This window comes from Brevundimonas diminuta (genome assembly GCF_039673845.1).
Classification (GTDB): Bacteria; Pseudomonadota; Alphaproteobacteria; order Caulobacterales; family Caulobacteraceae; genus Brevundimonas; species Brevundimonas diminuta_E.
In genome coordinates, this window is the sequence record NZ_JBDJMK010000001.1 from 198,611 (window position 1) to 223,143 (window position 24,533).

A 24,533-nucleotide genomic window follows, 5' to 3' on the forward strand; every position below is an offset into this window, starting at 1 on the left:
CGATTTCGCAATCTGCCCGCCCCATCGTTTCGCAGGCATAAGATCTTCAACGCGATCGGCCCCTTCCTTCTGGCGGCCGATCCATCGAATGGAGACAAGACCATGAAGAAGGTTCTGGGCCGTTACGGCAACGACCGCGGCCACTGGGTCGGCGACGGTTTCCCCGTCCGTTCGCTGTTTTCCTATAACGCCGCAGGCAAACAGGTCAGCCCCTTCCTGCTGCTCGACTACGCCGGTCCGTACAACTTCGAGCCGACGACCGAGCGGCGTGGCGTGGGCCAGCATCCGCACCGCGGCTTCGAGACCGTGACCATCGTCTACGACGGCGAGGTCGAGCATCGCGACTCGACCGGTCAGGGCGGCATCATCGGCCCCGGCGACGTCCAGTGGATGACGGCGGGCGGCGGCATCCTGCACGAGGAGTTCCATTCCCCGGCCTTCTCGCGCACCGGCGGCCCGTTCCGCATGGTTCAGCTGTGGGTCAACCTGCCCGCCAAGGACAAGATGACCCGTCCCGGCTACCAGTCGATCCTGAACGCCGACATTCCGACCGTTTCCCTGCCGGACGACGCAGGCACGGCCCGGATCATCGCCGGCGCGATGGACGGCTCGAAGGGCCCGGCCAGCACCTTCACGCCCATCAATGTGTGGGACGTGCGGTTGAACCGGGACGCCGAGACGACGCTGGACCTACCCGAAGGCCACACGGCCATGGTGGTGGTTCTGTCGGGTCACGTCACCGTCAACGGCGACCAGCCCGCCGGCGCCGCCGAGGCCCTGCTGCTGGACCGTCAGGGCGACAGCGTGACCCTGAGCGCCGATGCGGACACGACCCTGCTGATCCTGACCGGAGAGCCGATCGACGAGCCCATCGTCGGCTATGGCCCCTTCGTGATGAACAGCGAGGACGAGATCCGCACCGCCGTCACGGACTTCAACAGCGGCCGCTTCGGCGACATCGCCGCCGCCTGAGCGCGCCCGTCAACACAGGCCCGGTCTTCGGACCGGGCCGCCCTTCCCCACTGAAAGGAGACTTTCCATGGCCAGCGAGCCGATTCGCGATCCGAAGTCGGATCACCTTCTGACGCCTGAGAATTCGGCCTTCATCATCATCGACTATCAGCCGGTTCAGGTGAACTCCATCGCCTCGATGGACCGCCAGCTGCTGGTGAACAACATCGTCGGCACTGCCAGGGCGGCCGTCGCCTATGGCCTGCCGATCGTCCATTCGACCGTCAACGTCGAGACGGGGCTGAACCAGCCGCCGATCCCGCAGCTGCGCAAGGTGCTGAAAGACTATCCGACCTATGACCGCACCACGATCAACTCGTGGGAAGACGTGGAATTCCGCAAGGCGGTCGAGGCGACCGGCCGCAAGAAGCTGATCATGACGGCCCTGTGGACCGAGGCCTGCCTGACCTTCCCGGCGCTGGACGCCCTGCGCGACGGCTATGAGGTCTATGTCGTGGCTGACGCCGTGGGCGGGACTTCAGTCGCCGCGCACGAGATGGGTCTGCGCCGCATCGAGCAGGCTGGCGGCAAGCTGATTTCCGTGCCTCAGCTGTTCTGTGAACTGCAGCGTGACTGGAAGCGTTCCGAGACCGTCCCGGCCTTCATGAACCTGTTCATCGAAACCGGCGGCACCGCCGGAATCCAGTTCTCCTACGACAGGGAAGACTGACCCTTCAGGGCGATCTGCGTCATGGTGCGTGGATCGCCCCTTTCGTCGTCGCAGCGTTCATCTTTCAGGAGCCCCCATCATGATCGAACTCATCATCGACCAGCGCCGCAAGGACCTCGGCGGTTTCGAAGTCGGCCGCGTCCTGCCCTTCGCCAAGCGCCGGGCGGTCGGTCCCTTCGTCTTCTTTGACCACATGGGGCCGGTGGACATGCCCGCCGGCATCCCCAAGACGGTCGATGTGCGCCCGCACCCGCACATCGGCATCTCGACCCTGACCTATCTGTTCGACGGCGAGATCACGCACCGCGACAGTCTGGGCGTCCAGCAGGACATCCGTCCGGCCGAGGTCAACTGGATGACGGCGGGCAGCGGCGTCACCCACTCCGAGCGGTTCGAGCGGGCGCGGATGGAAGGCCTGCGTCTGGAAGGCATTCAGGCGTGGCTGGCCCTGCCGGGCGGTCAGGAAGAGATCGACCCGTCGTTCCAGCATGTCGGCTCCGGCGACCTGCCGACCTGGATCGAGAACGGCGTGAAGGGCCGGCTGGTCGCGGGCGAGACCATGGGCATGAAGGCGGGCGTCAGCACCTTCTCGCCGCTGCACTACATGCATCTGGAAATGGAGCCGGGCGCCCGGTTCCAGACGCCGACGGATCACGCCGAAAGCGCCGTCTATGTGGTTCAGGGCATGGTCGAGATCGACGACGGCCGCCCGGTCGGGCCCGGCCAGATGGCCGTGCTTGAAAAGGGCCTGCCCTCGATCATTGTGGCGCAACAGCCGACGACGCTGATGGTGCTGGGCGGCGAGCCGGTGGGCGAGCGCTTCATCGAATGGAATTTCGTCTCATCCTCGAAGGAGCGGATCGAACAGGCCAAGGCCGACTGGCGCGCGGGTCGCATGAAACTGCCCGACATGGACGATCAGGAGTTCATCCCCCTGCCCCCGGACCGGACGCCACCGCCCAATCCGATGTCCTGAGTTCAACAGGGACCGGCGCCCAGGCCGGCGCCGGTCCCGTCAGATATTCATCGCACCGGCAGGCCATAGATCAGGCCGCCGGACCGCGCGGACCACTGGGCGTTCAAGCCACGGTCCAGATCCAGCGACGACTGGGCGCCCAGATTGCGGCTGAAGATTTCGCCATAGTTGCCGCCCGCCGAAATGGCGTCTGTCGCCCATGTCCGCGACAGGTCGATGCTGGGGCCGAAATCCCCCTCATCGCCCAACAGGCGTTTGACGCGCGGGTCGGGCGAGTTCTTCGACATATCGGCGACATTGGCGCGGGTGACGCCCAGTTCCTCAGCCAATATCAGGGCGTTCAGGGTCCAGCGGATCACGGCCGTCCAGCGGTCGTCGCCGCTACGCGTCACCGGTCCCAGCGGCTCCTTGGAGATCACATCCGGCAGGATGACGTGCTGCTGAGGATTGGGCAGGGTCGTGCGCGCCGCCGCCAGCGCCGAGATGTCAGCGGTAAAGGCGTCGCATTCCTCACGCGCATAGGCCTGACGCGCCTCGCCCTCGGTGGCGACGACGACGGGCCGGTATTCGATGCCGCGACGGCGGAAATAATCCTCGACGTTCAGTTCGGTCGTCGATCCGGACTGGACGCAGATCCGGGCGCCGTTCAGCTCGGCCGCGCTGCTCAGGTTCAGCGAGCGGCGCACCATAAAGCCCTGACCGTCGTAATAGTTGATCCCGGCGAAGCTGAGCTGCGCGCCCGTGTCCCGGCTCATGGTCCACGACGTATTGCGCCACAGCACGTCCACCCGCCCGTCGCGCAGGGCCTCGAACCGCTGCTCCGTCGTCAGCGGCACGAATCGCACCGCGTCCGGATCGCCGAAAATGGCCGCCGCCGTGGCCCGGCAGAAGTCGACATCGAACCCCCGCCATGCGCCGCGATTGTCCGTATGGGCGAAGCCGACCAGCCCTTCATGCACGCCGCAGTTCAGCCGCCCGCGTTGCCGCACCGCCGCCAGAGTGGCGCTGGGCTCGGTATCCGACGCAATGACCGGCGCCTGACGCGCAGGCTGACGCGCTTCCTGCGTCTGCGGTTCAGGCGATCTCTGACAGGCGCCGATCGCCAAAGCCAACATCGCTGCGGCGCCTGTCGCCGCCATGGACGCCGCGCGCGCGCCGTCTCGCCATCTCCGCATCCGTTCCGCCGCTCCATCTTGCGCCCCGCGTCAGTTTAGAGCCCTCTGTGCCGCGAACCGCAACCCGCCAGAGACGTCATGACGCCCATTTCCGACCGAACCCGGCTGATCGCCAGCGCCACGCGGCGCGGACAGGGCCGTCGCCCGGTCAATCCGCCCGTTGAACGCGCCTCCACCATGCTCAGCGACGACCCCGCGAAAATGCAGGACGCGACGGACGGGCCGATCTACGGTCTCGACGGAACCGGCGCGGCGCGGGAACTGCGCGCCCTGCTGGCGCAACTGGAGGGCGCCGCCGAAGCCTTTCTGGTCCCGTCCGGTCTGGCGGCCGTCACCGTACCCCTGACGGCTTTGCTGAGGCCCGGCGACGCCGTGCTGACGACGGACGCCGTCTATGGCCCGACCCGGCGTTTTCTGACGCGCCACATGGCCGCGCGAGGCATCACCGCCCGCTTCCATCCCGCCGACGCCTCAAACGACACCATACTGAACGCCCTTACGCCGGATACGCGGGTTCTGTTGATCGAGGCGCCCGGCTCCCTGACGTTCGACATGGCGGACGTCCCCGCCCTGGCGGCCGCCTGCCGGGGACGCGGCGTCCTGACGGTGATGGACAACACCTGGGCGGCCGGTCTGGCTTTCCGCCCATTGGCGCACGGCGTCGATGTCAGCGTACAGGCCCTGACCAAATATGTCGGCGGCCATTCGGACCTGCTGATGGGCGGGATCGCCGCCTGCGACCCTGCCGTCATCCGCGCCATCGCCCACACCATCGAAGATACAGGCTGGCACGTCTCGCCCGACGACGCCTGGCTGGCGTTGCGCGGCGTCCGCACCCTGCCTCTGCGCTATGAAGCCCAGGCAAGATCCGCCCTGAGCGTCGCCCGATGGCTGAAGGCCCGGCCAGAGGTCGCCGATGTCCTCTATCCGCCCCTGCCCGGCTCGATCGGCCACGACCTGTGGCGTCGTGACTTCAACGGCGCGGCCTCGCTGATGGGCGTGGTCATGAAGGGCGGCGACACCGCGGCGGCCCACACCTTCATGCGCGCGCTCAGCCTGTTCGGCATGGGCTATTCATGGGGCGGGTTCGAGAGCCTGATCACCTATGAGACCCCGCAACTGGCCTATCGCGAGCAGACGCCCGACCTGCCGGGCCAGTTGCTGCGCCTGCATATCGGCCTTGAAGACCCCACCGACCTGACAGCCGACCTTGAAGCGGGATTTGAAGCCTGGCGCGCCCAGCAGGACTCGAACCTGCAACCCCCTGCTTAGAAGGCAGGTGCTCTATCCGGTTGAGCTATGGGCGCCGAAGGCTGGAAGATGTCGCTCCGTAAGGGGGTTCGGTGTTCACGGCAAGAGAACGGCGACGCCCCTGTGTCAGGCCGGTTGCGCGACGGTGGCGCGCCTCACGACTCACGTCCGGCTGCCCGGAAAAACACGAGAGCCAAATCTTGGCGCCCGCAATGCCGCTTTCAGGCAGCATGACGCTCATGGCCCGCCAAACCGGACAACCGGCGCGACCTGTCTCGCAAAAAACGACCATAAGTCTGCATTCTGCTTAATGAAATCCGTCCATTCTCGCATCAAAGCTTCAGATATCAGTTGATGATAGACGCACTGCAGATCAGCAGATACAGGAGATTTCTCACATCGCACATCAAGGCAGTTCATCACGTGCAGAACATTGTCGTAACCAGTAACTGCCAAACCGCCGGTGTCGCCTTGTCGCTCAAGGCCATGCTGCCAGACGCCTCCATCAACATCGCCCTGCTTGCCGCCCCCGGCGGCAACGGATTTGAAGAGCTCCAGCAGGCGGTTGGAGGCGCTGATGTTTGGGTCACCTCCGCAGGAAACAACGTCATTTCCGCTATAGAGACACAGGCGCAATTAATCCGCATCCCACAAGTCGAATTCGAGGCGTTTCACCCCGATATTGTTTATGTAAACAATTCAGAGGGACGACATCTTACGGGCGTCTGCAGATCGGATTACCATTCATATATTGCACTCTGGTCGTTCCAGAATCGTTTATCGGTCGATCGGTGCGAATTAATGTTCAATGAAAAGACGTTTCAACGCATCGGATACCTCGACCGCTGGGAGGCGTCCGTCTCAAAGTTGCGCAAACGCTTTGAACCCATTGACGTGGGGTTCGACGACTTCTTCCGTCACCTGGTCCACGCAGGACCTTTCATGCACACAATCAACCATCCAACTGGCCTCGCAATGGTGCAGCTTTCACGTCTCGTAGCGAGAAAACTTGGCGGCGATGAAAGCCTGATCTCAGCTCCGCTGGAGAGAACCTTGCAGGACACCCTGGCGACCGGCTCTGTCTGGCCAGTCTATCCCGCCATAGCCCAGCGGTTTGGGATAGACGGCAGTTACACATGGAAGATCGGACCTGACACCTTCTTCCCCACGCTTCGCTCCTATCTTGAAGAAAGCTATCGGGTCTACGAGGCAAGCAATGCTTATGAGTGGCGATGTCCGCGACTGGACGATGCAGATCTGAACGCTGCGATGCGCGAAATGGCAGGCATGCAATGACCAATCCTTATCGCGCCCTTCCCGATCACTGTTTCTGGTCCCGTTCCGTCTCCTAGACTGCACCGGGGCATCTGGATCCGATGATCGAGTCGCCTTTTCGCATCACGCCTGACCTGAAGGTGGCGACGATGGGCAGTTGCTTTGCCCAACATATCGCTCGCCATTTGGCCCGTTCCGGCCTGAATTATTTTGTGGCGGAGGCAGCACCTGACGCCATGCCCGCAGAAGAGGCGGCGGCCCGGCAGTTTGGTCTGTTCTCGGCCCGCTATGGAAATATTTATACTGTTCGCCAGGCAGTGCAGCTGTTTGATCGGGCCTATGGCGCCTTTCACCCGAAGGAAGACGTCTGGGCGCGAGGCGACGTCTTCATCGACCCCTTCCGTCCCTTGATCGAGCCGGATGGCTTTGCATCGCCAGAAGCGGTGCGCGCCGCTGCGCAGGAACATCTGGCGCAGGTGCGGCGGGTATTCAGCGAAGCGGATGTCATCGTCTTCACGCTTGGCCTGACTGAAGGCTGGCGCAGCCTGGAAGATGGCGCGGTGTTTGCCGCCGCACCCGGCGTCAGCGGGGGCTCCTTCAATCCGGCACGACACGAGAAGGTCAACTTCTCCTCCCGAGATGTCTGCGAGGACCTTCAGGCCTTGTGCGACCGTATCCGAAGCGTCAATCTTGGAGCCCGCGTCCTGCTGACCGTCTCGCCTGTGCCGCTGATCGCCACACACCAAGAGGATCAGCACGTATTGACAGCCACCTCCTATTCCAAGGCTGTCCTGCGCGTGGCTGCGGAGGAGATATCCCGGTCAAACGCACACGTCAGCTACTTCCCCTCGTACGAGATCATCACCTCGTCACACAGCCAGGGGGCCTATTTTGAACCCGATCTGCGGGGTGTCCGTGAGGTCGGCGTAGCGCACGTCATGAGAGTCTTCTCGCGCCACTTTCTGGATGATGAAAGCCAGGCTCCAGCGTCGACAGTCCTGTCGATCGCTCCATCAAATACCGATGTCGTTTGTGACGAAGAAGTCATTGAGCAGGCCCTCCGGGACGGCGGGTTCCTGCCCTCGGCGGCGGCCAACAGACCGGGTCAGGCCGAGCCGTCCACGGCTCCTGCCGCAGAAACGAAACCCACAAAATCGCGCAATTTTCTGACAAGGCTGTTCAGCCGGTAATGGAACGAACGGAGCAGTTGCAAGATCGGCCGATCCGGCAAGCGGGCCAGGCTAATCTTGCAGCCGGATCTTGCCCGTGCAGAAAACGGATTCTCAGCTGATCATCCGGCCGACCTTCTCGTCCTTCCAGATAAAATGGTGGACCAGAACCATCAGGATGTGGCCCGCGATGGCGGCCAGCAGCACCCAGGCCAGCAGGCCGTGGGCGGCGTTGGCCGGTGCGGTCATCCACGGAACCTCGGCCCAGCCGCCGTCGATCAGGCGCACGCCGAACACGTCCAGCGGCTTGCCCGATCCATACTGCCGCAACATCGCCAGCGCCGGGACGATCAGCATCAGGGCGTAGAGCGCCAGATGCCCGACCTTGACGGCCAGGCCCCAGAAGCCGCCGCCATGCGCCGGGCGCGTCTTCATATTGTACAGGCCCCACAGGGCGCGCACCACGATCAGGGTCAGCAGGATGACGCCGATCCCCTTGTGCGTGCCGACCCAGAAGGCGGTAATCGGCGCCTTGCCGACGATGATCTTCACGCCCATGCCCGCGAACTGCCACGTCAGCAGCAGCGCCATCGCCCAGTGCAGCCCGCGCGTGACGGCGCCATATCGGAAACCGTCGTCTCTCCACTGCATCGCCATGAAGCGCCCCCTTCGCTGATAATCTGTCTCAAACACGATTCGAGGCGGAATCCGTCGCCGGATCCCGCCTCGCAAATTGTCGCAGCCGAAGCGCGTTTAAGGCTCAGGGAGCCTTCACGCCGTCATCGTCGGCCTGGGTGCGCTTGTCATAGACGTGGTCGACGATGCCCCAGGCCTTGGCTTCTTCCGCCGTCATGAAGTGGTCGCGGTCCAGGGTGCGCTCGACCTCTTCATAGGTGCGGCCGGTGTGCTGGACGTAGATTTCGTTCAGGCGGCGCTTGGTGGCGATGATGTCCTCGGCGTGGCGCTCGATATCCGAGGCCGTGCCGCGGAAACCGCCCGAGGGCTGGTGCACCATGACGCGCGCGTTCGGCAGGGCGATGCGCTGGCCCGCCTCACCGGCGGTCAGGATCAGCGAACCGGCCGAGGCGGCCATGCCCATGACCACGGTCGAGACCGGCGACTTGATGTATTGCATGGTGTCGTAGATCGCGAGCGCCGAGGTCACCTGACCGCCCGGGCTGTTGATGTACATGCTGATTTCCTTCTTCGGGTTCTCCGATTCCAGGAACAGCAGCTGGGCGCAGATCAGCGAGGCCATGCCGTCCTCGAACGGGCCGGTCAGGAAGATGATCCGCTCGCGCAGCAGGCGCGAAAAGATGTCGAACGACCGTTCGCCGCGGCTGGATTGCTCCACCACCATCGGCACCAGGTTGTTGGAGATGTAGTCGATCGGATCGCGCATGAAGGCCTTCTCGAATTCAGGGGGGTCGCACGACTCATGGAACGCGCGCCTGTCTCCTACGATATCGCGTTCATGAGGCTTCGGCGCAAGGCGGCGTCGGAAAGCAAAATCCCCGCCTCGGAAATCCGGGACGGGGATTGCAAGGCACATGACCTGAAGAAGAAGGGCTTAGGCCTCGTCTTCTTCCTTCATCAGCTCTTCCTTCGAGATGGCTTCGTCCTTCACCTCGGCGACCGAGACGATCAGGTCGACGACCTTCTCTTCATAGATCGGCGCGCGCAGCTGGGCGGCGGCGTTCGGGTTCTGGCGGTAGAAGTCCAGCACCATCTTTTCCTGACCCGGATAGTTGCGGGCCTCGGCCATGATGGCGTTCGACAGTTCCTGATCCGTCACGCCGACGTTGTTGGCGCGGCCGATTTCAGCCAGCACCAGACCCAGGCGCACGCGGCGCTCGGCGATCTTCTTGTACTCGGCCTTCAGTTCGTCTTCCGACTTCTTGGCGTCTTCTTCCGGCAGCTGACCGGCGTCCTTGTCGGCCGAAACCTGGGCCCAGATGCCTTCGAACTCGGCGTCGACCATCTTCGGCGGCAGGGCGAAGTCGTGGCCTTCGTCCAGCACGTCCAGCAGGGCGCGCTTCAGCTTGAAGCGAGTGGCGCCGGCGTATTGCTGGTTCAGGTTGGACTTCAGCAGTTCCTTCAGCTGGTCCAGCGATTCCAAGCCGATGCGCTTGGCGAACTCGTCGTCGATCTTGGATTCGACCTCGGCCTTGATGGCCTTGACGGTGACGTCGAAGGTCGCGGCCTTACCGGCCAGATGCTTGGCCTGGTACTCTTCCGGGAAGGTCACTTCGATGGTCTTTTCTTCGCCGACCTTGGCGCCCTTGAGCTGCTCTTCGAAGCCGGGGATGAAGCGACCCGAGCCGATCACCAGGTCGGCGTCGGTGGCGGCGCCGCCGTCGAAGGCCTCGCCGTCGATCTTGCCCAGGAAGTCGATGGTCAGCTGGTCGCCGTCGGCGGCCTTGACCGTCTTGCCCTTCTTGTCCTCGTAGGACTTGGCCTGCGAGGCCAGTTCCTTCAGCGCCTCGTCCAGATCCTCGTCCGAGGCTTCATAGGTCGGGCGGGTCAGCTTCAGGGTCTTGGGGTCGACCGGGGTGAATTCCGGCATGACTTCCAGCGACATTTCATAGGCCAGGTCTTCCTGACCGGCGATGACCTTGTCCATGTCGGAGGTCAGGTTCATCTCGGCCGGAGCGGCCGGACGCAGCTTCAGCTCTTCCAGAGCGCCCTGGCTGGTCTCGTTCAGCGAGGCGTTGATGATTTCGCCCATGAAGTCACGGCCGAAGGTCTTCTTGACGTACGAGGCCGGCACCTTGCCCGGACGGAAGCCCTTCAGCTTCATCTGGGGGGCCACTTCCTTGATGCGGGCTTCGAGCTTTTCGTTCAGCTCTGCGACTGGAATGGTCACCGCGATCACGCGGCTGAGGCCTTCGTTCGACTTTTCGACGACTTGCATGGTCGGGTATCTGACGCTCTGTGGCGACGCCGCAAAGGCGCGCGGTGGATAAAGCAACAGGGCCGCCCCTTTCGGGAGCGGCGCCTCGGAGCCCGCCCTTATGTCGAGAAGGGGCCGAAACGTCAACGCAACGCGGTTCCTTTGTGGTCAGAGGGCCGCTATCTGATGACGCATGAGCCAGTCGTCCGCCTCTTCGGCAGCCCCCATCGGCGTCTTTGTCACGCCCGTCACGCCGCTTCAGCAGAACTGCACCACCGTCTGGTGTACGAAGACGAAGAAGGCCGCCGTCATCGACCCCGGCGGCTCGGTCGACGCCATTCTGGGCGAGGTCGCGCGGCGCGGACTGACGCTGGACGCCATCTGGATCACCCACGGCCATCTGGACCATGCGGGGGCCGCCGCCGAGATGCAGGAGAAGACCGGCCTCGACATCGTCGGCCCGCACCCTGAGGACCAGTTCTGGATCGACCTGATTCCCACGCAGGGCCAGAAATACGGCCTGCCAGAAGCCCGCAGCTTCACCCCCACACGCTGGCTGGACGACGGCGACGTGCTGACGCTGGGCGAGACGAGGTGGGAGGTCTTCCACTGTCCCGGCCACACGCCCGGCCATGTGATCTTCTTCAACCGCGAGGCCCGCTTCGCCCAGGTCGGCGACGTGCTGTTTCAGGGCTCGGTCGGCCGCACAGACTTTCCGCGCAGCGACCATCAGGCCCTGCTGAACGCGATCACCACCAAGCTGTGGCCGCTGGGCGATGATGTGACCTTCGTGCCGGGGCACGGGCCGCATTCGACCTTTGGGGCCGAGCGGCGCAGCAATCCGTTCGTCTCGGATCAGGCGATGCAGGCGGCGCCGATCGCGCGGCCCGCGTCCGGCCCGGCCTGACTTCCCTGATAATGGGCTAGCGCGCGGCCAGCAGACCGATCAGCACGCCGATGCCCAGGGCGTAGAGCGTCATGCGAATCGGCTCGTCGCGAATCGCTTCGCAGGCCTGAGAGCCGCGATGGCGCGCCCAGTCGCGCACCTCGGCCGCATCTTCGCGTACGGCGCGGCGCAGGGGGCGCGGCCCCTGTGTGTTCATGTCTTCTGCGAGCATGGTTTCCGGGGAAAGCGGCATGACTGACCTCCTCAGTTGAACGCCGGCGCGGTGTGACATCCGACTTCGATGAACCCTCGGAAATCGCGTGGGTTCCAGCCGATCGCGGCCCGCCGGACAACCCTTCGGCGAACAGGGTTTTAATCCTTTCTCGGAACCTCCCGGGCGGGGCCGGGTTCTTTGCCCAAGCGCCACCGTCACAAAAGGAGCATCAGAAATGGCCGAAGGTCAGTCCCCTCGCGGCTCCGGTGTTTCCAAGCGAGGCTTCGCCTCCATGGACCCGGAACGTCAGCGCGAAATCGCCCGCAAGGGCGGCGCCAGCGTCCCCAGCGAGAAGCGCAGCTTCTCTCAGGATCGATCCCTCGCAGCCCAGGCCGGGCGCAAGGGCGGCGAAGCCTCTCACGGCGCCCGCAACAAGGGCCCCGACGAACAGACGCCCAAACCCTGAGCGCGCCCGCGACGTTACCGCGCAGCGTTCACCGGATCTGACGCGCCGCCTGCCGGGCGCAGACGCGATCCGATATCTGATCCTTCAGGGCCGCCTTGCCCTGTCGGAAACACCCGAAATCCCGCCCATGGATTCGCGTCCATGCAAAAACGGCGCGGCCCCGTCAGGAGCCGCGCCGTTCAGCGTTCAGGCAGTCAGCTCGCCGTCAGCCCTTGAGCAGCGGCGCCAGCTTCTGGGCGATCATCATGTCGCCAGCGATTTTCAGCTTGCCCTGCATGAAGGCCATCATCGGATCGAGGCGGCCTTCGGCCAGGGCGACGAAGTCATCCCATTTGATCGACACGGTGGCGTCGGCAGGCTTGTCGTCGTTCGAGACGCTGTTCGGGGCCGAAGCGCCGTCGATGTAGATTTTTCCATCATCGCCGAAGTCCAGCTTCACAGTCTTGCCCAGACCCGAGTTTTCACCGACGGCGGCGCGGATCTTGTCGGTGGCGAGGGCCAGATCGGCCATGAGCATCTCTCCCGTTGAGAAGTTGAAACACAGGCGTAGCCCGCACACCGGACGGCGCCAAGATCACCCAGGGTAAGGCGCCGAACACATCCCCGTTCCCGCGGGGTTCCATAACAAATGTTATGTCTTACATGAGTTTGCGATTGCCCCCGCCGCCAAGCTTTAAAAGGACGGGGTTGCGTAACAAGGACTCTTGAAATGACCCGCCTGCTTACCCCGGAGGAAGTCCGACTTGATCGGTTGTGGCGTGAGCGTTTCGGCCAACCCCTGCCGATGGTCGGCGCCCCCGAGGTCGCCCGCCGCATCCTGCGCCAGCACGGCGTTTCCGTACGCCGTCCCACGGAATCCAAGGCCGGCGGCGCGTCCGCCAGCGACGAGGCGGCGGACGCCCCCCGCGAGGGGCGCGGCTGATTTCATCATTTTCGGGTTGGGGGTTTCTGGCGGAGACGGAGGGATTCGAACCCTCGGTACCCCTTACAGGGTACGACGATTTAGCAAACCGTTGCCTTCAGCCACTCGGCCACGTCTCCGGCAGGCCGCGTGGATAGCGAGTCGCGCAGCGCTTCGCAATGCGGAACTGACGCCCTTTGTGTTAACCCGGCATAAGAGTGGCATGTGACACGGGGTTCGCACCCTATTTTGCTCGATTTCGGGATAACGACTTGGCTACCACACCTGCCGACACCCTGGCCTCCGCGACGGAAAGCGTGCGTGCGAATCGCGCGGCGCCGATCGAATCGCGCGCCCAGGCCGCACCGGCGGGCCGCACCGGTCAGGCGCGACGCGGGCCGATGCGCCCCGACGTGTGGCTGAACACCCGCCAGAGAGCGGCCGCACGGCGGCGGGTCTTCTATTTCCGGGGCGTGGACATTCTGGCGTCGGGCCTGCTGTGCCTGGCTGCGATCAACCGTCTGAACGACGGCGGCCTGATGCACGTCACCCTGTTCGAGGCGACGCCGATCCTGATCGGAGCGCTGACGACGCTGGGGCTTATGCGGTCGCTGGGTCTGTATCGTTTTGACCGGACGCGGGCGCCCGTGCGCCATCTGGCGGGCGTGGCCGCCGTGGCGGGCCTCGGCGGCGCGCTCGCCTGCCTGCTGGGTCTGGCCCTGCCGAACGGCGAGACGCCGCTGGTGGAGTATGGATCATGGGCCGTCGCCTCGGCGGTTCTGCTGACCGGCCTGCACTGCATCTGGCGGATGCTGGTGGCGCAATGGCGCAGCCGCGGCGATCTGACGCCCAATGTCGTCGTGGTCGGCGCCACCCGCCATGCCGAGACCCTGATCCGCGAAGCGCTGGACCGCCGCGACCTGAATATCTTGGGCGTTTTCGACGACCGGCTGGCCCGCACGCCCGACGCACTGGCCGGAGTGCCGGTACTGGGCGGCACGGACGCCCTGATGGAACACAGGCTGACGCCCTATATCGACCGCATCATCCTGGCCATCGACCCCAAGGCCGAGGCGCGGGTCCGCGCCCTGACGCACCGGCTGGAAGTCCTGCCCATTCCGCTGACCATGCTGGTCGACCCCAAGGGTGCGGCCCAGCGGAATGAGGCGCTGGAGAAGCTGGCCTCGGCCTCCCTGCCCCTGCTGGGCGGCGCGGTGGATGGAGAGCGGCGCGCGTTCAACAAGCGGATTCTCGACATCATCCTGTCGGCGCTGGCGCTGGTCGCGCTCAGCCCCGTTCTGTTCCTGATCGGTCTGGCCGTGCGGATGGACAGCAAGGGTCCGGCCCTGTTCCGCCAGCGCCGCCACGGCTTCAATCAGGAAGAGATCGTGGTCTGGAAGTTCCGCACCATGCGTCAGGAAGCCTCTGACGCCACGGCCAGCCGTCAGGTGACGGCCGGAGACGACCGGGTGACGAAGCTCGGCAGGATTCTGCGCGCCACCAGTCTGGATGAACTGCCGCAGTTGGTGAACGTGCTGCGCGGCGAGATGTCTCTGGTCGGGCCGCGCCCGCACGCCATCGGCATGAAGACCGGCGACGCCGAGTCTGCCCGTCTGGTCGCCGACTACGCCCATCGCCACCGCATCAAGCCCGGCATGACCGGATGGGCCGCCATCAAGGGATCGCGCGGGCCGCTGCATTCGGCCGACGAAGTGCGTCGCCGCGTCCAGCTGGACATCGACTATATCGAGCGGCAGTCCTTCTGGCTGGACCTGTGGATCATCGCCGTAACCGTTCCCGTGCTGCTGGGCGACCGGATGGCCGTGCGCTGATGTTCTGGCGGGGGGTTTTCGGCTATCTGCCGGCCAATATCGTGCAGGGCGTGGTCGGGTTTCTGACCATCATCATCTTTACGCGCCTGCTGTCGCCCGAGGATTTCGGGCGATATGCGCTGGCCTATTCCGTGCTGACGCTGGCCCATGTGGCGACGTTCAGCTGGCTGGAAGCGTCGATGGCCCGCTTCTGGGCGGCCCAGTCCGACGAGGCGCAGATGGCCGGGCATTTCGCCAGCCTGTATCGCGCGGCCTTCCTGATCACCGCCCTCTTCGTGCCGGTGGCGGGCCTGCTGGTGTGGCTGTGGCCCATGCCGGACAGCTTCCGCCTGCCGCTGGCGGTGGCGCTGGCGGGCGTGCCGGTGCGGTGCTTCCTGAAGCTGGCGCAGGAGCGGTTCCGCGCCGCGGGCGAAGTCGGCCCCGCCGCCGCCATCGACATCTGGAGCGCGGTCGCAGGGCTGGCCTTCGGCGTCGGCCTGGCGCTGATGGGTCTGGGGGCCGAGGCGCCGCTGGCCGGGATGCTGCTGGCGCCGCTGGCCGCCCTGCCCTTCATCCTGCCCGCCGAACTGCGCGAGGCCCGGCGCGGGCGGCTGGATCGCCAGCGGCTGAAGGATTACGCCGTCTATGGCTATCCCATCGCCGTTGGGCTGGGGCTGACCGTGGTGCTGGCTTCGACCGACCGCTTCCTGCTGGCCCTGTTCATGGATGAGGCGGCGGTCGGCGCCTATCATGCGGCCTACAGCATCGCCAACCGCACGCTGGACGTCATGTTCGTCTGGCTGGGCGCGGCGGGCGCCCCGGCGCTGGTCATGGCGCTGGAGCGCGGCGGGCGCGAGGATCTTCAGGCCGCCGCACGGGAGCAGGCCTCGACGCTGGTGCTGATCGGCCTGCCCGCCGCCGTGGGCGTGGCCCTGGTCGCGCGGCCGCTGGCCGAGTTCATGATCGGCGAAGACCTGCGCAGCGTCGCCGCCTCGGTCACGCCGTGGGTGGCGCTGGGCGCCTTCCTGTCCGGGATGACGACCTATTATTTCGGGCAGGCGTTCACCCTGGGCCGCCGCACCGGCTGGCTGTTGCTGGCCATGAGCATTCCGGCGGGCAGCAACATCATTCTGAACGTCCTGCTGATCCCGCGCTTCGGCGTTCTGGGCGCGGCATGGGCGACGGCGATCAGCTTTGCGCTGGGCCTGAGCGCCTCCATGACTATCGGGCGGCGCATCCTGCCCCTGCCTGTGCCGTGGAACGCGCTGATGCGATGCGGTCTGGCCGCCGCTGTCATGGCGGGCGTGGTGATGATGCTGCCGCCGATCGGCGGCTTCCTTGAACTGATGATGGACGCGGGCGTGGGCATGATCGTCTATGGCGTCGTCGCCTATGCGCTGAACGCTGGCGGCGTGCGCGACCTGAGCGGACGGCTGAAAGCCTTCCTGCGCGCGCGGAGGCAGGCGGCATGAGCCACGCGATCCATCACGACAGCCCGGCGTGGGCCGAAGCGCAACCGATCCTGTCGGTGCTGATCCCCTTCCTGCGCGATGATCCGACCGACCTGCTGCAACGGCTGGACGCCGAGGCGCAGGCGCTGGCCGGACAGGCCGAACTGATCGTGCTGGATGACGGCACCAATGACGCCGAACTGACCGCGCATCTGAGCGCCCTGATCGACGGCATGGCCCTGCCCGTTCGCCTGATCTCGCTCAAAGCCAATCAGGGCCGTTCGGAAGGCCGCAACCGTCTGGCGCAGGCCGCGCGCGGCGAAACCTTCCTGTTCCTGGACAGCGACATGCGGCCCGACCATCCGGGATTCCTGAAGACATGGGTCGATCTGGCCCGCGACGCGCGCCCGGCCGTGGCCTTCGGCGGCTTCTCCCTGTTGCAGGCGCCGCAGGACGCGCGCTTCGCCGTCCACCGCCACATGGCGGCTCGCTCCGACTGCATCTCCGCCGCCCAGCGCGCTGAGCAGCCCGAGAAATACGTCTTCACCTCCAACCTGCTGGTCCGCCGCGATGTCTTCGATACGGAGACCTTCGATTCCGGCTTCAGCGGCTGGGGCTGGGAGGACGTGGAGTGGGCCATGCGCGTTTCGCGTCGGTTCGAGGTCATCCATCTGGATAACCCCGCCACCCACATGGGTCTGGACACGGTCGAGGCTCTGACCGCGAAATATGAACAGTCGGCGCCGAACTTCGCCCGCGTCGTGGCCCGCCATCCCGACTTCGTCTCGGCCTACCCAAGCTATCGCGTCGCCAAGGCGTTGAAGGCCGTGCCGGGGCTGAAGCTGCTGCGCCCGCTGATCAAGGCCGCCGCCTGCGCCTCGGTCCTGCCGACCGGGCTGCGCGCCTTCGCCCTGCGGCTGTATCGCGCGGCCCTCTATGCGGAGACGATATGAGCGCGCCCGACGTCGCCGTCGTCATCCCCACCATGCGCCGTCTGGACAGCCTGACGCGCGCATTGCGCTCGGTGTTTGCTCAGAAAGACGTGGCGGCGCGCCTGCGCGAGATCGTCGTCGTCGACAACGATCCCGAGGCCAGTTCGCGCGAAACGGTCGATGCCCTGCGGCCTCAATCGCCCGTCCCGCTGATCTGGACCCATGCGCCGCGTCCCGGCGTCGCCACCGCGCGCAATACGGGACTGGCCGCCACATCAGCGCCGTTGATCGCCTTCCTCGATGATGACGAGGCCGCATCGCCCGGCTGGCTGGCTGCTCTGTTGAATGCTCAAACGGCGACCGACGCCGACGCCGTCTTCGGCCCCATTCGCGGCCGCGTGCCCGAAGGGACCGGCTGGACCACGCCCTATCTGGAGCGCTTCTTCGGCCGTCAGGGACCGGATCGAGACGGAGTGCTGGATCACGCCCACGGCTGCGGTAACTCCCTGCTTGTGCGGGCCACGGCCCTGCCCGGCGACCAACCCTTCCACGTCGGCTCGGATCAGATCGGCGGCGAGGACGATGTGCTGTTCGCCGCCCTTGAAGCGCGCGGCGGCCGCTTCGGCTGGGCCGCCGACGCCTGGGTGGACGAGTACGCCCCGCCCCACCGCGCCACCCTGCGCTATGCCCTGACCCGCGCCTTCGCCTATGGACAAGGACCCAGCCAGACCGCCGCCGAAGCGAAAAACTGGCCCGGCGTCGTCCGCTGGATGGCGATCGGCATGGCGCAGACCATGGTGTGGAGCGCCGCGACGCTGGCCTTCACCCTGATCCGCCACCCCAGGCGCGCCGAACTGGCCGACCGCACGGCGCGCGGCCTTGGCAAAGTCTTATGGATGAAGGGCTTCGAGCCGCAATTCTACGGCCAGCGCGAACTGGATCGGTTGCAGCGCGTGGCGCGTCCCGAATAAACGGCTTCACCGCAGCTTCGCGCCGCCGGGTTTGAAGGCCAGGGTCATCAGGGCCATGGCGACAAGGCCCAGTCCCATCAGCATCCAGGCCTGGCTGAGGTCCGACAGGCGGTCGCGCAGCAGTCCGGCCGCCAGCGGCGACAGGCTGGCGATGATGTAGCCCCCGCCCTGAACGAAGGCGAGCAGGTCGCCTGAGCGGACCGGGTCGTCGATCTGGTCCATCGCCAGAATCAGGGTCAGGGGGAAGACCGCCCCGATCCCCAGGCCCAGCAGCAGCATGACCGGGACCGCCAGACTGACCGGCGTCAGCACCAGACCCGCCAGCCCCACCAGTGCAAAAGCCACAGCCGCCAGCATCGGTCCGCGCCGGTCGGGAAAGCGGGCGATGAACAGGGACACCAGCACGCCAGCAGCGACCTCTGCGCCCGTCATGCCGCTGAGCAGAAAGCCCGCCGTCGCCCGCGTCTGCCCCATGTCGACATAATAGGGCGGCAGCCACGCCAGCACGAGCGTATAGGCCGAGGTGCCCAGCCCCAGAATCGGCACCAGCGCCCACGCCCTCGGCTGTTTCCAGAAGGGGAGTTCAGGGTGGGTTCCTTCGGCCACGGAGGCGCGATTCGGCTCCTCAGCCGCCGGTGCGCGCGAGGCGATGATCCATACGATGGCCGCTGCAAACGCCGGGACAGCCCACATCGCCAGGGCGCCGGCCCAGCCGACGGTCTCGGCCAGTCCTGCCGCCGTCGCCGCCGCCACCGCCGCCCCGCCCATGATGCCGGTCGTATAGACGCCCATGACCGTGCCGAATCGCGTCGGAAACGCGCGCTTTATCACCACGGGCGCCAGAGCCTGAATCAGGGCCACGCCGACGCCCACGACAAGGGCGCTGGCGATCAGACCCGCCGTGCCGTCGAAAACGACCCGCGCCAGACAGGCCAGCCCGATCAGAACCGCACCCAGCAGAATGCCCATGCGCTCGCCCAACCGCCGCCGCAGCGGGCGGATCGACAGGGCGCCGATGCCGATCATCGCCACCGGCAGGGTGGTCAACAGGCTGGCCGTGGTCGAATCCATGCCGGTGGCCGCTTCGATCAGATCCAGCAGGGGCCCCACCGCCGCCATCGCCGGACGCAGGTTCAGCGCCAGGGCGAAAATGGCCGCGATCAGCAGCAGGCCCGCGCCGCGCGACGACGACGTGTCGTTTGACTGATCCATGCGAGAAGTGACTCCGGCGACAGAAGGCGATAGTGTCTCGATATCAAATATCTTGATGTCAAGACAATGACCGATCGCGCTGCCCGCGCCGCCGCCCAGTGGGCGGTCGCGCGCCCCGACCTCGACCTGCTGGCCATGGAGACGCTGGGCCGTCTGCATGAGGCCTCCATCCTTGTGATGCGCGAGCGTCAGGCGCCGCTGTATGCCCGCCACGGCCTTCAGCATGGAGAGTTCGACGTGCTGGCCACGCTGCGCCGCGCGCCCTCGCCCGAGGGGCTGACGCCGACCGCCCTCTATGAGGCGACGATGATGTCGTCCGGCGGGATGACGGCGCGGCTGGACCGGTTGCAGAAATCCGGCCTGATCGAACGCACGCCTCACCCCGGCGACCGCCGCGCCTCGCTGGTCAGGCTGACGCCCAAGGGTTTCGACCTGATCGACGGCCTGATGCCGCTGCACATGGCCGAATCGCAGGCCATGCTGGCCAGCCTGTCGCGCGACGAACAGGCCGCGCTGGGCGCTTTGCTCGCCCGTCTGATCGACGGATTATAGGGCTCAGGCGCGCTTCATCCGGCGGTTCCAGGGCATGACCGCCAGCAGGCGCGCCATGCCGCAGAAGCCGGTCGCCCCGGCCACAAACAGGCCCGCACCGACAAAGGCGCTGATCCCCCAAAAACCGGGATGGACCATGACGCCCAGCGCCCCGCCGAGCAGAATCAGTCCGCCCGCCGCCATCTGCACCTGACGCATCAGTTCCAGCGGCTGCTTATGGTCGGCGACGACCGGCAGGCCCGCCTTCTTCCATCCATCCAGACCGCCCGCCAGAACGTGCGCCGGGCCGTCGATCCGAGCCGCCAGACGGTCGCAGTTCCCCGCCGTGCGATTGCCGCTGCGGCACATGAAGATCACGTCGTCGCCGGCCTTCAGACCCAGATCGGCGCTCTCGAAGGCGGACAGAGGCGCGGTTACGGCGCCCGCGATATGTTCGCGCGCATGTTCGTCCGGTTCACGGACATCGATCAGCACGGCCTGACCGGCCTTCAGGCGGGCGGCGACATCGGCGGGCGTCAGAGAGATCAGCGTATTCATCGGTTTTTCCTTCAGTGAGGCGGCGCTCAACGCGCCTCGGGCGGACAGAAGATTTCGGCCAGAACCCCGATCACCTTCAGGGCCGCAGGGTCAGCAATGCGATAGAAGACGGCGGTGCCGTTGCGCCGTGCGCTGACCAGACCATCATCGCGCAGGCGGGCCAGATGCTGGGACAGGGCCGATTGCGACAGGCCCACGCGCAGGTCGGACACCTGTCGCTCGTCCTCGCCGATCTGGCAGAGAATCATCAGCCGGTGCTCGTTCGACAGGGCCTTCAGCAGACGGGACGCATCGCCCGCGTTGGCCTGAAAACGCTCAAGCGCCATCTGTTCGGGATCAAACATGAGCCCGATATATGCGCAATTTCTAAATTAGCAAATTCTTATATTATACCCGGCCGCGCAGCACCGCCCAGAACAGGCGCAGACGCTTGAACGGCTCAGGCTCGTCCGCGCGGATCAGGGTCGCCGCCGCCACGGCCGGAAAGGCGTTTGCCGGTAACGTCTTCAGCGCGGCGTTGGCCTGGCGGCGCGCCTCCTGAAGCTGATCCCCCTGCCCCGTCTGGGATAATCCACGCAGGCGCCCTGCCGGACTGACGGCGGCGTCGTGCCCCTCGCCCGCCAATATGCGCGCCGCCGCCTGCATGGGGCCGACATAGAAGGCGTCCAGATCATGCGGCTGACCGTGAACCCGGCCGATGTGCGCCTCGATCAGGGCGTCTAAGGGCGCGCGCGGCAGTCCGTGGCGCGTTACCGCCGCCGTCAGGGCCTCAAGCACGGGATGGCCGACGCGCGGCGTGTCGGAAAAGACGCCGTCCATCTGTTCCGCCCACCATGTGTAACGCATCTCGGCCAACAGGGGCTGGGTCACGCGCGCGGGTATGGCCATCAGCTCAGCCTCGAAGGCGTAGAGGGCGATCAGGTCGGCGCGCGCCCGTTCGTCCGCGACAAAGCGGCTGGCCAGCCAGCGGTCTGTGTCGGCGTCGCGAACCCGGGCATCAAGATCAACAGTCATGGCGACAGGCCCTTCAACCATTGCGGCGGATGCATCAAGTCCGTGAAAGCAGACGGCCCGCCTTCCGTCAGGAAAGCGGGCCGCGAACTCAGGTTCGGCTAGCGTCCTTACGGACGGCTGGCCATGCCCAGTTTGACCGGCGTGGCGTCGGCCTTGTTGCCGCCGCTGCGGTCCACGCCCCACAGCAGGATGATCGGCGCGCCCACATAGATGGACGAGAAGGTGCCCAGCACCACGCCCAGCGCCAGGGTGATCGAGAAGCCGCGCAGGGCCTCGCCGCCGAAAATCGCCAGGGCGATCAGCACCAGCACCGTGGTTACGCCGGTGATGATGGTCCGCGACAGGGTCTCGTTGATCGACAGGTCGATCACGTCACGCAGGGGCATGACCTTGTACTTGCGCAGGTTCTCGCGAAGACGGTCGAACACGACGACGGTGTCGTTCATCGAATAGCCGATGACCGTCAGCAGGGCCGCGACCAGCGTCAGGCTGAACTCCATGCGCAGGGCGACGATCAGGCCGAAGGTCAGCGCCACGTCGTGCAGCAGTCCTGCGACCGCCCCGATCCCGAACTGCCACGGGAAGCGGAAGGCGATGTAGAGGAACATCAGCACCACGGCCACGACCAGGGCCAGCACGCCGTTGAGCAGAAGTTCGCCCGACACCTTGGAGCCGACGACGCTGACGCCCGAATAGGAGACGTCGCCGACCGCCTGGCTGATCGCGCCCTCGACGCGCTGGACGACAGCGGTCTGGTCTTCATTGTCCGGCACCTGGAAGCGGACGATGGCGGTCGAGCCGTCATCCAGATTGCTGTCGCGTCGTGCGATGCCCTGCACCTGAACATCGCCCAGGTTCAGGCCGGTGACGGCGCCGCGAAGCCTGTCCAGCTCCAGCACCTGTCCGGCGGGCTTGGCGACTTCCATCGAGGCGCCGCCCCGGAAGTCGATGCCCATGTTCAGGCCCGGATAGAAGCAGCCGATGATCGCCGCAACCGTCAGGATCGCCGAAACAATGGCGAAGCCCTTGGCGTATTTGACGAACTGGAAGTTCGTCTTGTGCGGCAGGATTTTGATTAGAGGCCATCCACGCATCGCCATCACTCCGCGATCGGCAGTTTCTTGGGCTTGGCGACCTTGAGCCAGTAGCCAAGCAGGACCTGGGCCGTCAGGACGGCCGAGAAGACAGAGGTGAACACGCCGATGGTCAGGGTCCAGGCGAAGCCGCGGACCGGCCCGGCGCCGAACATGAACATGATGATGGCCGCCACCAGGGTCGTCAGGTTGGCGTCGATGATGGTGCCCATGGCGCGGTTGAAGCCTGCATCCATCGAGGCGATCACCGAACGTCCCTGACGCGCTTCGTCACGCATCCGCTCATAGATCAGCACATTGGCGTCAACGGCCACCGCGAAGGTCAGGATCAGACCGGCGATGCCCGGCAGCGTCAGCGTCGCCTGCGTCAGCGACATGGCCGCCACGATCAGGATGCCGTTCAGCAGCAGGCCCAGCACCGACACGCCGCCGAACACGAACCCATAGGCCAGGATCATGAAGACAACGATGATGACAAAGCCCAGGGCGGTCGACAGGGCGCCCGCGGCCACGGCGTCGGCGCCCAGTTCGGCGGTGACGACGCGGCGTTCCTCGACCTTCAGCGGAGCCGGAAGGGCGCCGCCGTTCAACAGGTTCACCAGTTCAGACGCCGAAGCGATGGTGAAGCTGCCGGTGATCTGGCCCCGGCCGCCGGTGATGGGCGACTGGATGGTCGGCGCCGAGATGACCTTGCCGTCCAGGATGATGGCGAAAGGCTTGCCAATGTTCTGGGCCGTCGCCTCGCCGAAGCGACGCGAACCCTGGCTGTCGAACTGGAAATCGATGGCCGGGCGATTGTTCTGGTCCGAACCGACGCTGGCGCGGGTCAGGTTTTCACCCGAGACCAGTACGCGACGCTTCACCAGATAGGGCGTGCCCGCATCATCGACCAACAGCTCGGCGTCCGGCGGCACGCGGCCCGCCATGGCGTCCGTCAGGCCCGTCGGCGAGGTGTCGACCATCTGGAAGGTCAGCTGAGCCGTGCGGCCCACCAGACGTTCCAGCTCGGCCGGGTCGCTCTGGCCCGGCGCCTGGATGACGATCCGGTCCGCGCCCTGACGGGTGATGGCGATTTCCTTGGTGCCCGAGCTGTCCAGACGGCGGCGGACCACTTCGATCGACTGATCGACGGCCGTCGCGCCCATGCCGGACAGGGCGGCGTCGGTGAAGGCGAAGCGGATGCGGCCGCCGCCCAGCTTCGTCGCCACGCGGTCAGGCTGGCCGGTCGGGCCGACGCCCTGCTGGCTCATGGTGCGCAGGGTGTTGAAGGCCGTATCATAGGCCGCGCCTTCGGCGACCGTCACGACGACGCCGCCTGCCTCGCGCTGCATTCCGGCGATGTTGACCTGATCTTCCCGCAGGCTGACGCGGACGTCTTCCATCAGGTTGGTGATGCGCTTCTGGCGCATCTCGGGCACATCGACCTCAAGCAGGAGGTATGAGCCCCCCTGAAGGTCCAGGCCCAGGTTCAGGCCATTGCTCGGCAGCCAACTCGGCAAAGCCTCGCGTTGGGCTGGCGACAGGACGCTCGGATAGGCCAGGAACAGGCCCAAAACGAGCGACAGCGCGAGCAGGGTGATCTTCCAGCGTGCAAGCTGAATCATGTCTCGGTTCTCTACAGGGCCGGCGCGCGCGGCGCCGGGGCGAGGCTATCAGCCCTTGTCGTTGGCGGCGATGGCGGTGCGGTTACGCACCTCGGCGATCATCGCCTTGACCACGCGGACGTTCACGCCCTGCGAAATCTCGACCATGGCCTCAGAATCCTCGACGCGCGTGACCTTGCCGACCATGCCGTTCGACAGGACGACTTCGTCGCCGCGCTTGACGCCGGCGATCAGGGTCTGATGCGCCTTCATCCGCTTTTGCTGCGGACGGATCATCAGGAAGTAGAACAGGATGAAGATCGCGACGATCGGCGCGATCTGAACGACAAGAGCCATCAGGCCGCCGTCTTGGGCTGCAGTCATTAGAAAACTCCCCGACGCGGGCCGCGCCTCCATTGGGGGCCCTTCGAAAACAAGGCGCGGAAACTAGGGTGCGCCGGGCCGATTTGCAACGCGACCTGATGACAA

27 protein-coding genes and 2 tRNA genes are annotated in these 24,533 nt (G+C 65.8%); 14 read left to right on the forward strand and 15 right to left on the reverse strand.

Annotated features, from left to right (window positions below; all coding sequences use genetic code 11):
* The first annotated feature begins 102 nt into the window (after nucleotides 1–102).
* The 3 genes from ABE454_RS00970 to ABE454_RS00980 all read left to right on the forward strand — a co-directional run bounded on the left by ABE454_RS00970 (nucleotide 103) and on the right by ABE454_RS00980 (nucleotide 2,657).
* On the forward strand, nucleotides 103–972 hold the full coding sequence (locus tag ABE454_RS00970) for a pirin family protein (protein ID WP_346528110.1): 870 nt from the start codon (nucleotides 103–105) through the stop codon (nucleotides 970–972).
* Nucleotides 973–1,039: 67 nt separating this feature from the next.
* A complete protein-coding gene (locus tag ABE454_RS00975) occupies nucleotides 1,040–1,681 on the forward strand; it encodes a hydrolase (protein WP_346528113.1) in 642 nt (213 codons plus the stop codon).
* Nucleotides 1,682–1,760: 79 nt separating this feature from the next.
* Complete coding sequence (locus tag ABE454_RS00980) at nucleotides 1,761–2,657, forward strand: pirin family protein (protein ID WP_346528114.1); 897 nt, start codon at nucleotides 1,761–1,763, stop codon at nucleotides 2,655–2,657.
* 47 nt (nucleotides 2,658–2,704) lie between these two features.
* On the opposite strand, the gene ABE454_RS00985 is transcribed toward ABE454_RS00980, so the two are convergent.
* The gene (locus tag ABE454_RS00985; protein ID WP_346528116.1) at nucleotides 2,705–3,832 is read right to left on the reverse strand and encodes an amino acid ABC transporter substrate-binding protein; all 1,128 of its coding nucleotides are present in this window, start codon (nucleotides 3,830–3,832) and stop codon (nucleotides 2,705–2,707) included.
* 78 nt (nucleotides 3,833–3,910) lie between these two features.
* On the opposite strand from ABE454_RS00985, the gene metC reads away from it, so the two are divergent.
* Nucleotides 3,911–5,104 carry a cystathionine beta-lyase gene (gene metC, locus ABE454_RS00990; RefSeq protein WP_346528504.1) on the forward strand — a complete coding sequence of 398 codons (1,194 nt, stop codon included), beginning with the start codon at nucleotides 3,911–3,913 and terminating at the stop codon, nucleotides 5,102–5,104.
* Here metC and ABE454_RS00995 read toward each other — a convergent pair.
* A tRNA-Arg gene (locus tag ABE454_RS00995) sits at nucleotides 5,063–5,139 on the reverse strand. The genes metC and ABE454_RS00995 overlap by 42 nt on opposite strands.
* Before the next feature lie 298 nt (nucleotides 5,140–5,437).
* Between ABE454_RS00995 and ABE454_RS01000 the strand changes: the two genes are divergently transcribed.
* Both ABE454_RS01000 and ABE454_RS01005 read left to right on the forward strand, forming a co-directional pair.
* On the forward strand, nucleotides 5,438–6,379 hold the full coding sequence (locus tag ABE454_RS01000; protein ID WP_346528118.1) for a WcbI family polysaccharide biosynthesis putative acetyltransferase: 942 nt from the start codon (nucleotides 5,438–5,440) through the stop codon (nucleotides 6,377–6,379).
* Nucleotides 6,380–6,459: 80 nt separating this feature from the next.
* The gene (locus ABE454_RS01005) at nucleotides 6,460–7,548 is read left to right on the forward strand and encodes a GSCFA domain-containing protein (protein WP_346528121.1); all 1,089 of its coding nucleotides are present in this window, start codon (nucleotides 6,460–6,462) and stop codon (nucleotides 7,546–7,548) included.
* A 93-nt stretch (nucleotides 7,549–7,641) separates the two neighbouring features.
* Here the strand turns inward: ABE454_RS01005 and ABE454_RS01010 are convergent, their stop codons facing one another.
* From ABE454_RS01010 to tig, 3 genes are all read right to left on the reverse strand, one after another.
* Entirely contained in the window at nucleotides 7,642–8,184 is a 543-nt protein-coding gene (locus ABE454_RS01010; RefSeq protein WP_346528124.1) for a cytochrome b, read from the reverse strand.
* Between the two features lie 103 nt (nucleotides 8,185–8,287).
* On the reverse strand, nucleotides 8,288–8,929 hold the full coding sequence (locus ABE454_RS01015) for an ATP-dependent Clp protease proteolytic subunit (RefSeq protein WP_003165321.1): 642 nt from the start codon (nucleotides 8,927–8,929) through the stop codon (nucleotides 8,288–8,290).
* Between the two features lie 168 nt (nucleotides 8,930–9,097).
* Nucleotides 9,098–10,441 (reverse strand): trigger factor, encoded by a 1,344-nt coding sequence (gene tig / locus ABE454_RS01020; RefSeq protein ID WP_346528125.1) that lies wholly within the window; start codon nucleotides 10,439–10,441, stop codon nucleotides 9,098–9,100.
* A gap of 172 nt (nucleotides 10,442–10,613) precedes the next feature.
* Here tig and ABE454_RS01025 point away from each other — a divergent pair, with 172 nt between their 5' ends.
* On the forward strand, nucleotides 10,614–11,327 hold the full coding sequence (locus ABE454_RS01025) for an MBL fold metallo-hydrolase (RefSeq protein WP_346528128.1): 714 nt from the start codon (nucleotides 10,614–10,616) through the stop codon (nucleotides 11,325–11,327).
* Between the two features lie 16 nt (nucleotides 11,328–11,343).
* Here ABE454_RS01025 and ABE454_RS01030 read toward each other — a convergent pair whose 3' ends face one another.
* Nucleotides 11,344–11,559, reverse strand: coding sequence for a hypothetical protein (locus ABE454_RS01030; protein ID WP_346528130.1), 216 nt, complete (start codon nucleotides 11,557–11,559; stop codon nucleotides 11,344–11,346).
* Nucleotides 11,560–11,755: 196 nt separating this feature from the next.
* Here ABE454_RS01030 and ABE454_RS01035 point away from each other — a divergent pair, with 196 nt between their 5' ends.
* Entirely contained in the window at nucleotides 11,756–11,986 is a 231-nt protein-coding gene (locus ABE454_RS01035) for a general stress protein (protein WP_346528132.1), read from the forward strand.
* A 205-nt stretch (nucleotides 11,987–12,191) separates the two neighbouring features.
* On the opposite strand, the gene ABE454_RS01040 is transcribed toward ABE454_RS01035, so the two are convergent.
* Complete coding sequence (locus tag ABE454_RS01040) at nucleotides 12,192–12,497, reverse strand: SCP2 sterol-binding domain-containing protein (RefSeq protein ID WP_346528134.1); 306 nt, start codon at nucleotides 12,495–12,497, stop codon at nucleotides 12,192–12,194.
* Between the two features lie 198 nt (nucleotides 12,498–12,695).
* Between ABE454_RS01040 and ABE454_RS01045 the strand changes: the two genes are divergently transcribed.
* Nucleotides 12,696–12,908: a hypothetical protein gene (locus tag ABE454_RS01045; RefSeq protein WP_346528137.1), complete on the forward strand. Its 213-nt coding sequence runs from the start codon at nucleotides 12,696–12,698 to the stop codon at nucleotides 12,906–12,908.
* 27 nt (nucleotides 12,909–12,935) lie between these two features.
* Here ABE454_RS01045 and ABE454_RS01050 read toward each other — a convergent pair.
* A tRNA-Ser gene (locus ABE454_RS01050) sits at nucleotides 12,936–13,027 on the reverse strand.
* A gap of 132 nt (nucleotides 13,028–13,159) precedes the next feature.
* On the opposite strand from ABE454_RS01050, the gene ABE454_RS01055 reads away from it, so the two are divergent.
* From ABE454_RS01055 to ABE454_RS01070, 4 genes are read left to right on the forward strand one after another with little or no spacing between them, the layout of a single operon-like run.
* Entirely contained in the window at nucleotides 13,160–14,719 is a 1,560-nt protein-coding gene (locus ABE454_RS01055; RefSeq protein ID WP_346528139.1) for an exopolysaccharide biosynthesis polyprenyl glycosylphosphotransferase, read from the forward strand.
* Entirely contained in the window at nucleotides 14,719–16,170 is a 1,452-nt protein-coding gene (locus ABE454_RS01060; RefSeq protein WP_346528141.1) for a lipopolysaccharide biosynthesis protein, read from the forward strand. The genes ABE454_RS01055 and ABE454_RS01060 overlap by 1 nt, the downstream gene beginning before the upstream one ends.
* A complete protein-coding gene (locus ABE454_RS01065) occupies nucleotides 16,167–17,102 on the forward strand; it encodes a glycosyltransferase family 2 protein (protein WP_346528143.1) in 936 nt (311 codons plus the stop codon). The genes ABE454_RS01060 and ABE454_RS01065 overlap by 4 nt, the downstream gene beginning before the upstream one ends.
* Complete coding sequence (locus ABE454_RS01070) at nucleotides 17,099–18,052, forward strand: glycosyltransferase family 2 protein (protein ID WP_346528146.1); 954 nt, start codon at nucleotides 17,099–17,101, stop codon at nucleotides 18,050–18,052. Before ABE454_RS01065 ends, ABE454_RS01070 begins: the two co-directional genes overlap by 4 nt.
* Before the next feature lie 6 nt (nucleotides 18,053–18,058).
* Here ABE454_RS01070 and ABE454_RS01075 read toward each other — a convergent pair whose 3' ends face one another.
* The gene (locus ABE454_RS01075; RefSeq protein ID WP_346528149.1) at nucleotides 18,059–19,264 is read right to left on the reverse strand and encodes an MFS transporter; all 1,206 of its coding nucleotides are present in this window, start codon (nucleotides 19,262–19,264) and stop codon (nucleotides 18,059–18,061) included.
* Between the two features lie 66 nt (nucleotides 19,265–19,330).
* On the opposite strand from ABE454_RS01075, the gene ABE454_RS01080 reads away from it, so the two are divergent.
* The gene (locus tag ABE454_RS01080; protein WP_346528151.1) at nucleotides 19,331–19,816 is read left to right on the forward strand and encodes a MarR family winged helix-turn-helix transcriptional regulator; all 486 of its coding nucleotides are present in this window, start codon (nucleotides 19,331–19,333) and stop codon (nucleotides 19,814–19,816) included.
* Between the two features lie 3 nt (nucleotides 19,817–19,819).
* Here the strand turns inward: ABE454_RS01080 and ABE454_RS01085 are convergent, their stop codons facing one another.
* The 6 genes from ABE454_RS01085 to yajC form a co-directional block, all read right to left on the reverse strand.
* Nucleotides 19,820–20,353: a rhodanese family protein gene (locus ABE454_RS01085; protein WP_346528153.1), complete on the reverse strand. Its 534-nt coding sequence runs from the start codon at nucleotides 20,351–20,353 to the stop codon at nucleotides 19,820–19,822.
* Between the two features lie 26 nt (nucleotides 20,354–20,379).
* Nucleotides 20,380–20,697: an ArsR/SmtB family transcription factor gene (locus ABE454_RS01090; RefSeq protein ID WP_346528155.1), complete on the reverse strand. Its 318-nt coding sequence runs from the start codon at nucleotides 20,695–20,697 to the stop codon at nucleotides 20,380–20,382.
* Between the two features lie 43 nt (nucleotides 20,698–20,740).
* Nucleotides 20,741–21,367 carry a squalene/phytoene synthase family protein gene (locus ABE454_RS01095; RefSeq protein WP_346528157.1) on the reverse strand — a complete coding sequence of 209 codons (627 nt, stop codon included), beginning with the start codon at nucleotides 21,365–21,367 and terminating at the stop codon, nucleotides 20,741–20,743.
* A 107-nt stretch (nucleotides 21,368–21,474) separates the two neighbouring features.
* Nucleotides 21,475–22,467, reverse strand: a complete 993-nt coding sequence (secF, locus tag ABE454_RS01100; RefSeq protein ID WP_346528159.1) for a protein translocase subunit SecF — start codon at nucleotides 22,465–22,467, stop codon at nucleotides 21,475–21,477.
* Nucleotides 22,467–24,065 (reverse strand): protein translocase subunit SecD, encoded by a 1,599-nt coding sequence (gene secD, locus ABE454_RS01105; RefSeq protein WP_346528160.1) that lies wholly within the window; start codon nucleotides 24,063–24,065, stop codon nucleotides 22,467–22,469. The genes secF and secD overlap by 1 nt, the downstream gene beginning before the upstream one ends.
* Before the next feature lie 48 nt (nucleotides 24,066–24,113).
* Nucleotides 24,114–24,428, reverse strand: coding sequence for a preprotein translocase subunit YajC (yajC, locus tag ABE454_RS01110; protein WP_346528162.1), 315 nt, complete (start codon nucleotides 24,426–24,428; stop codon nucleotides 24,114–24,116).
* Between the last annotated feature and the right edge of the window lie 105 nt (nucleotides 24,429–24,533).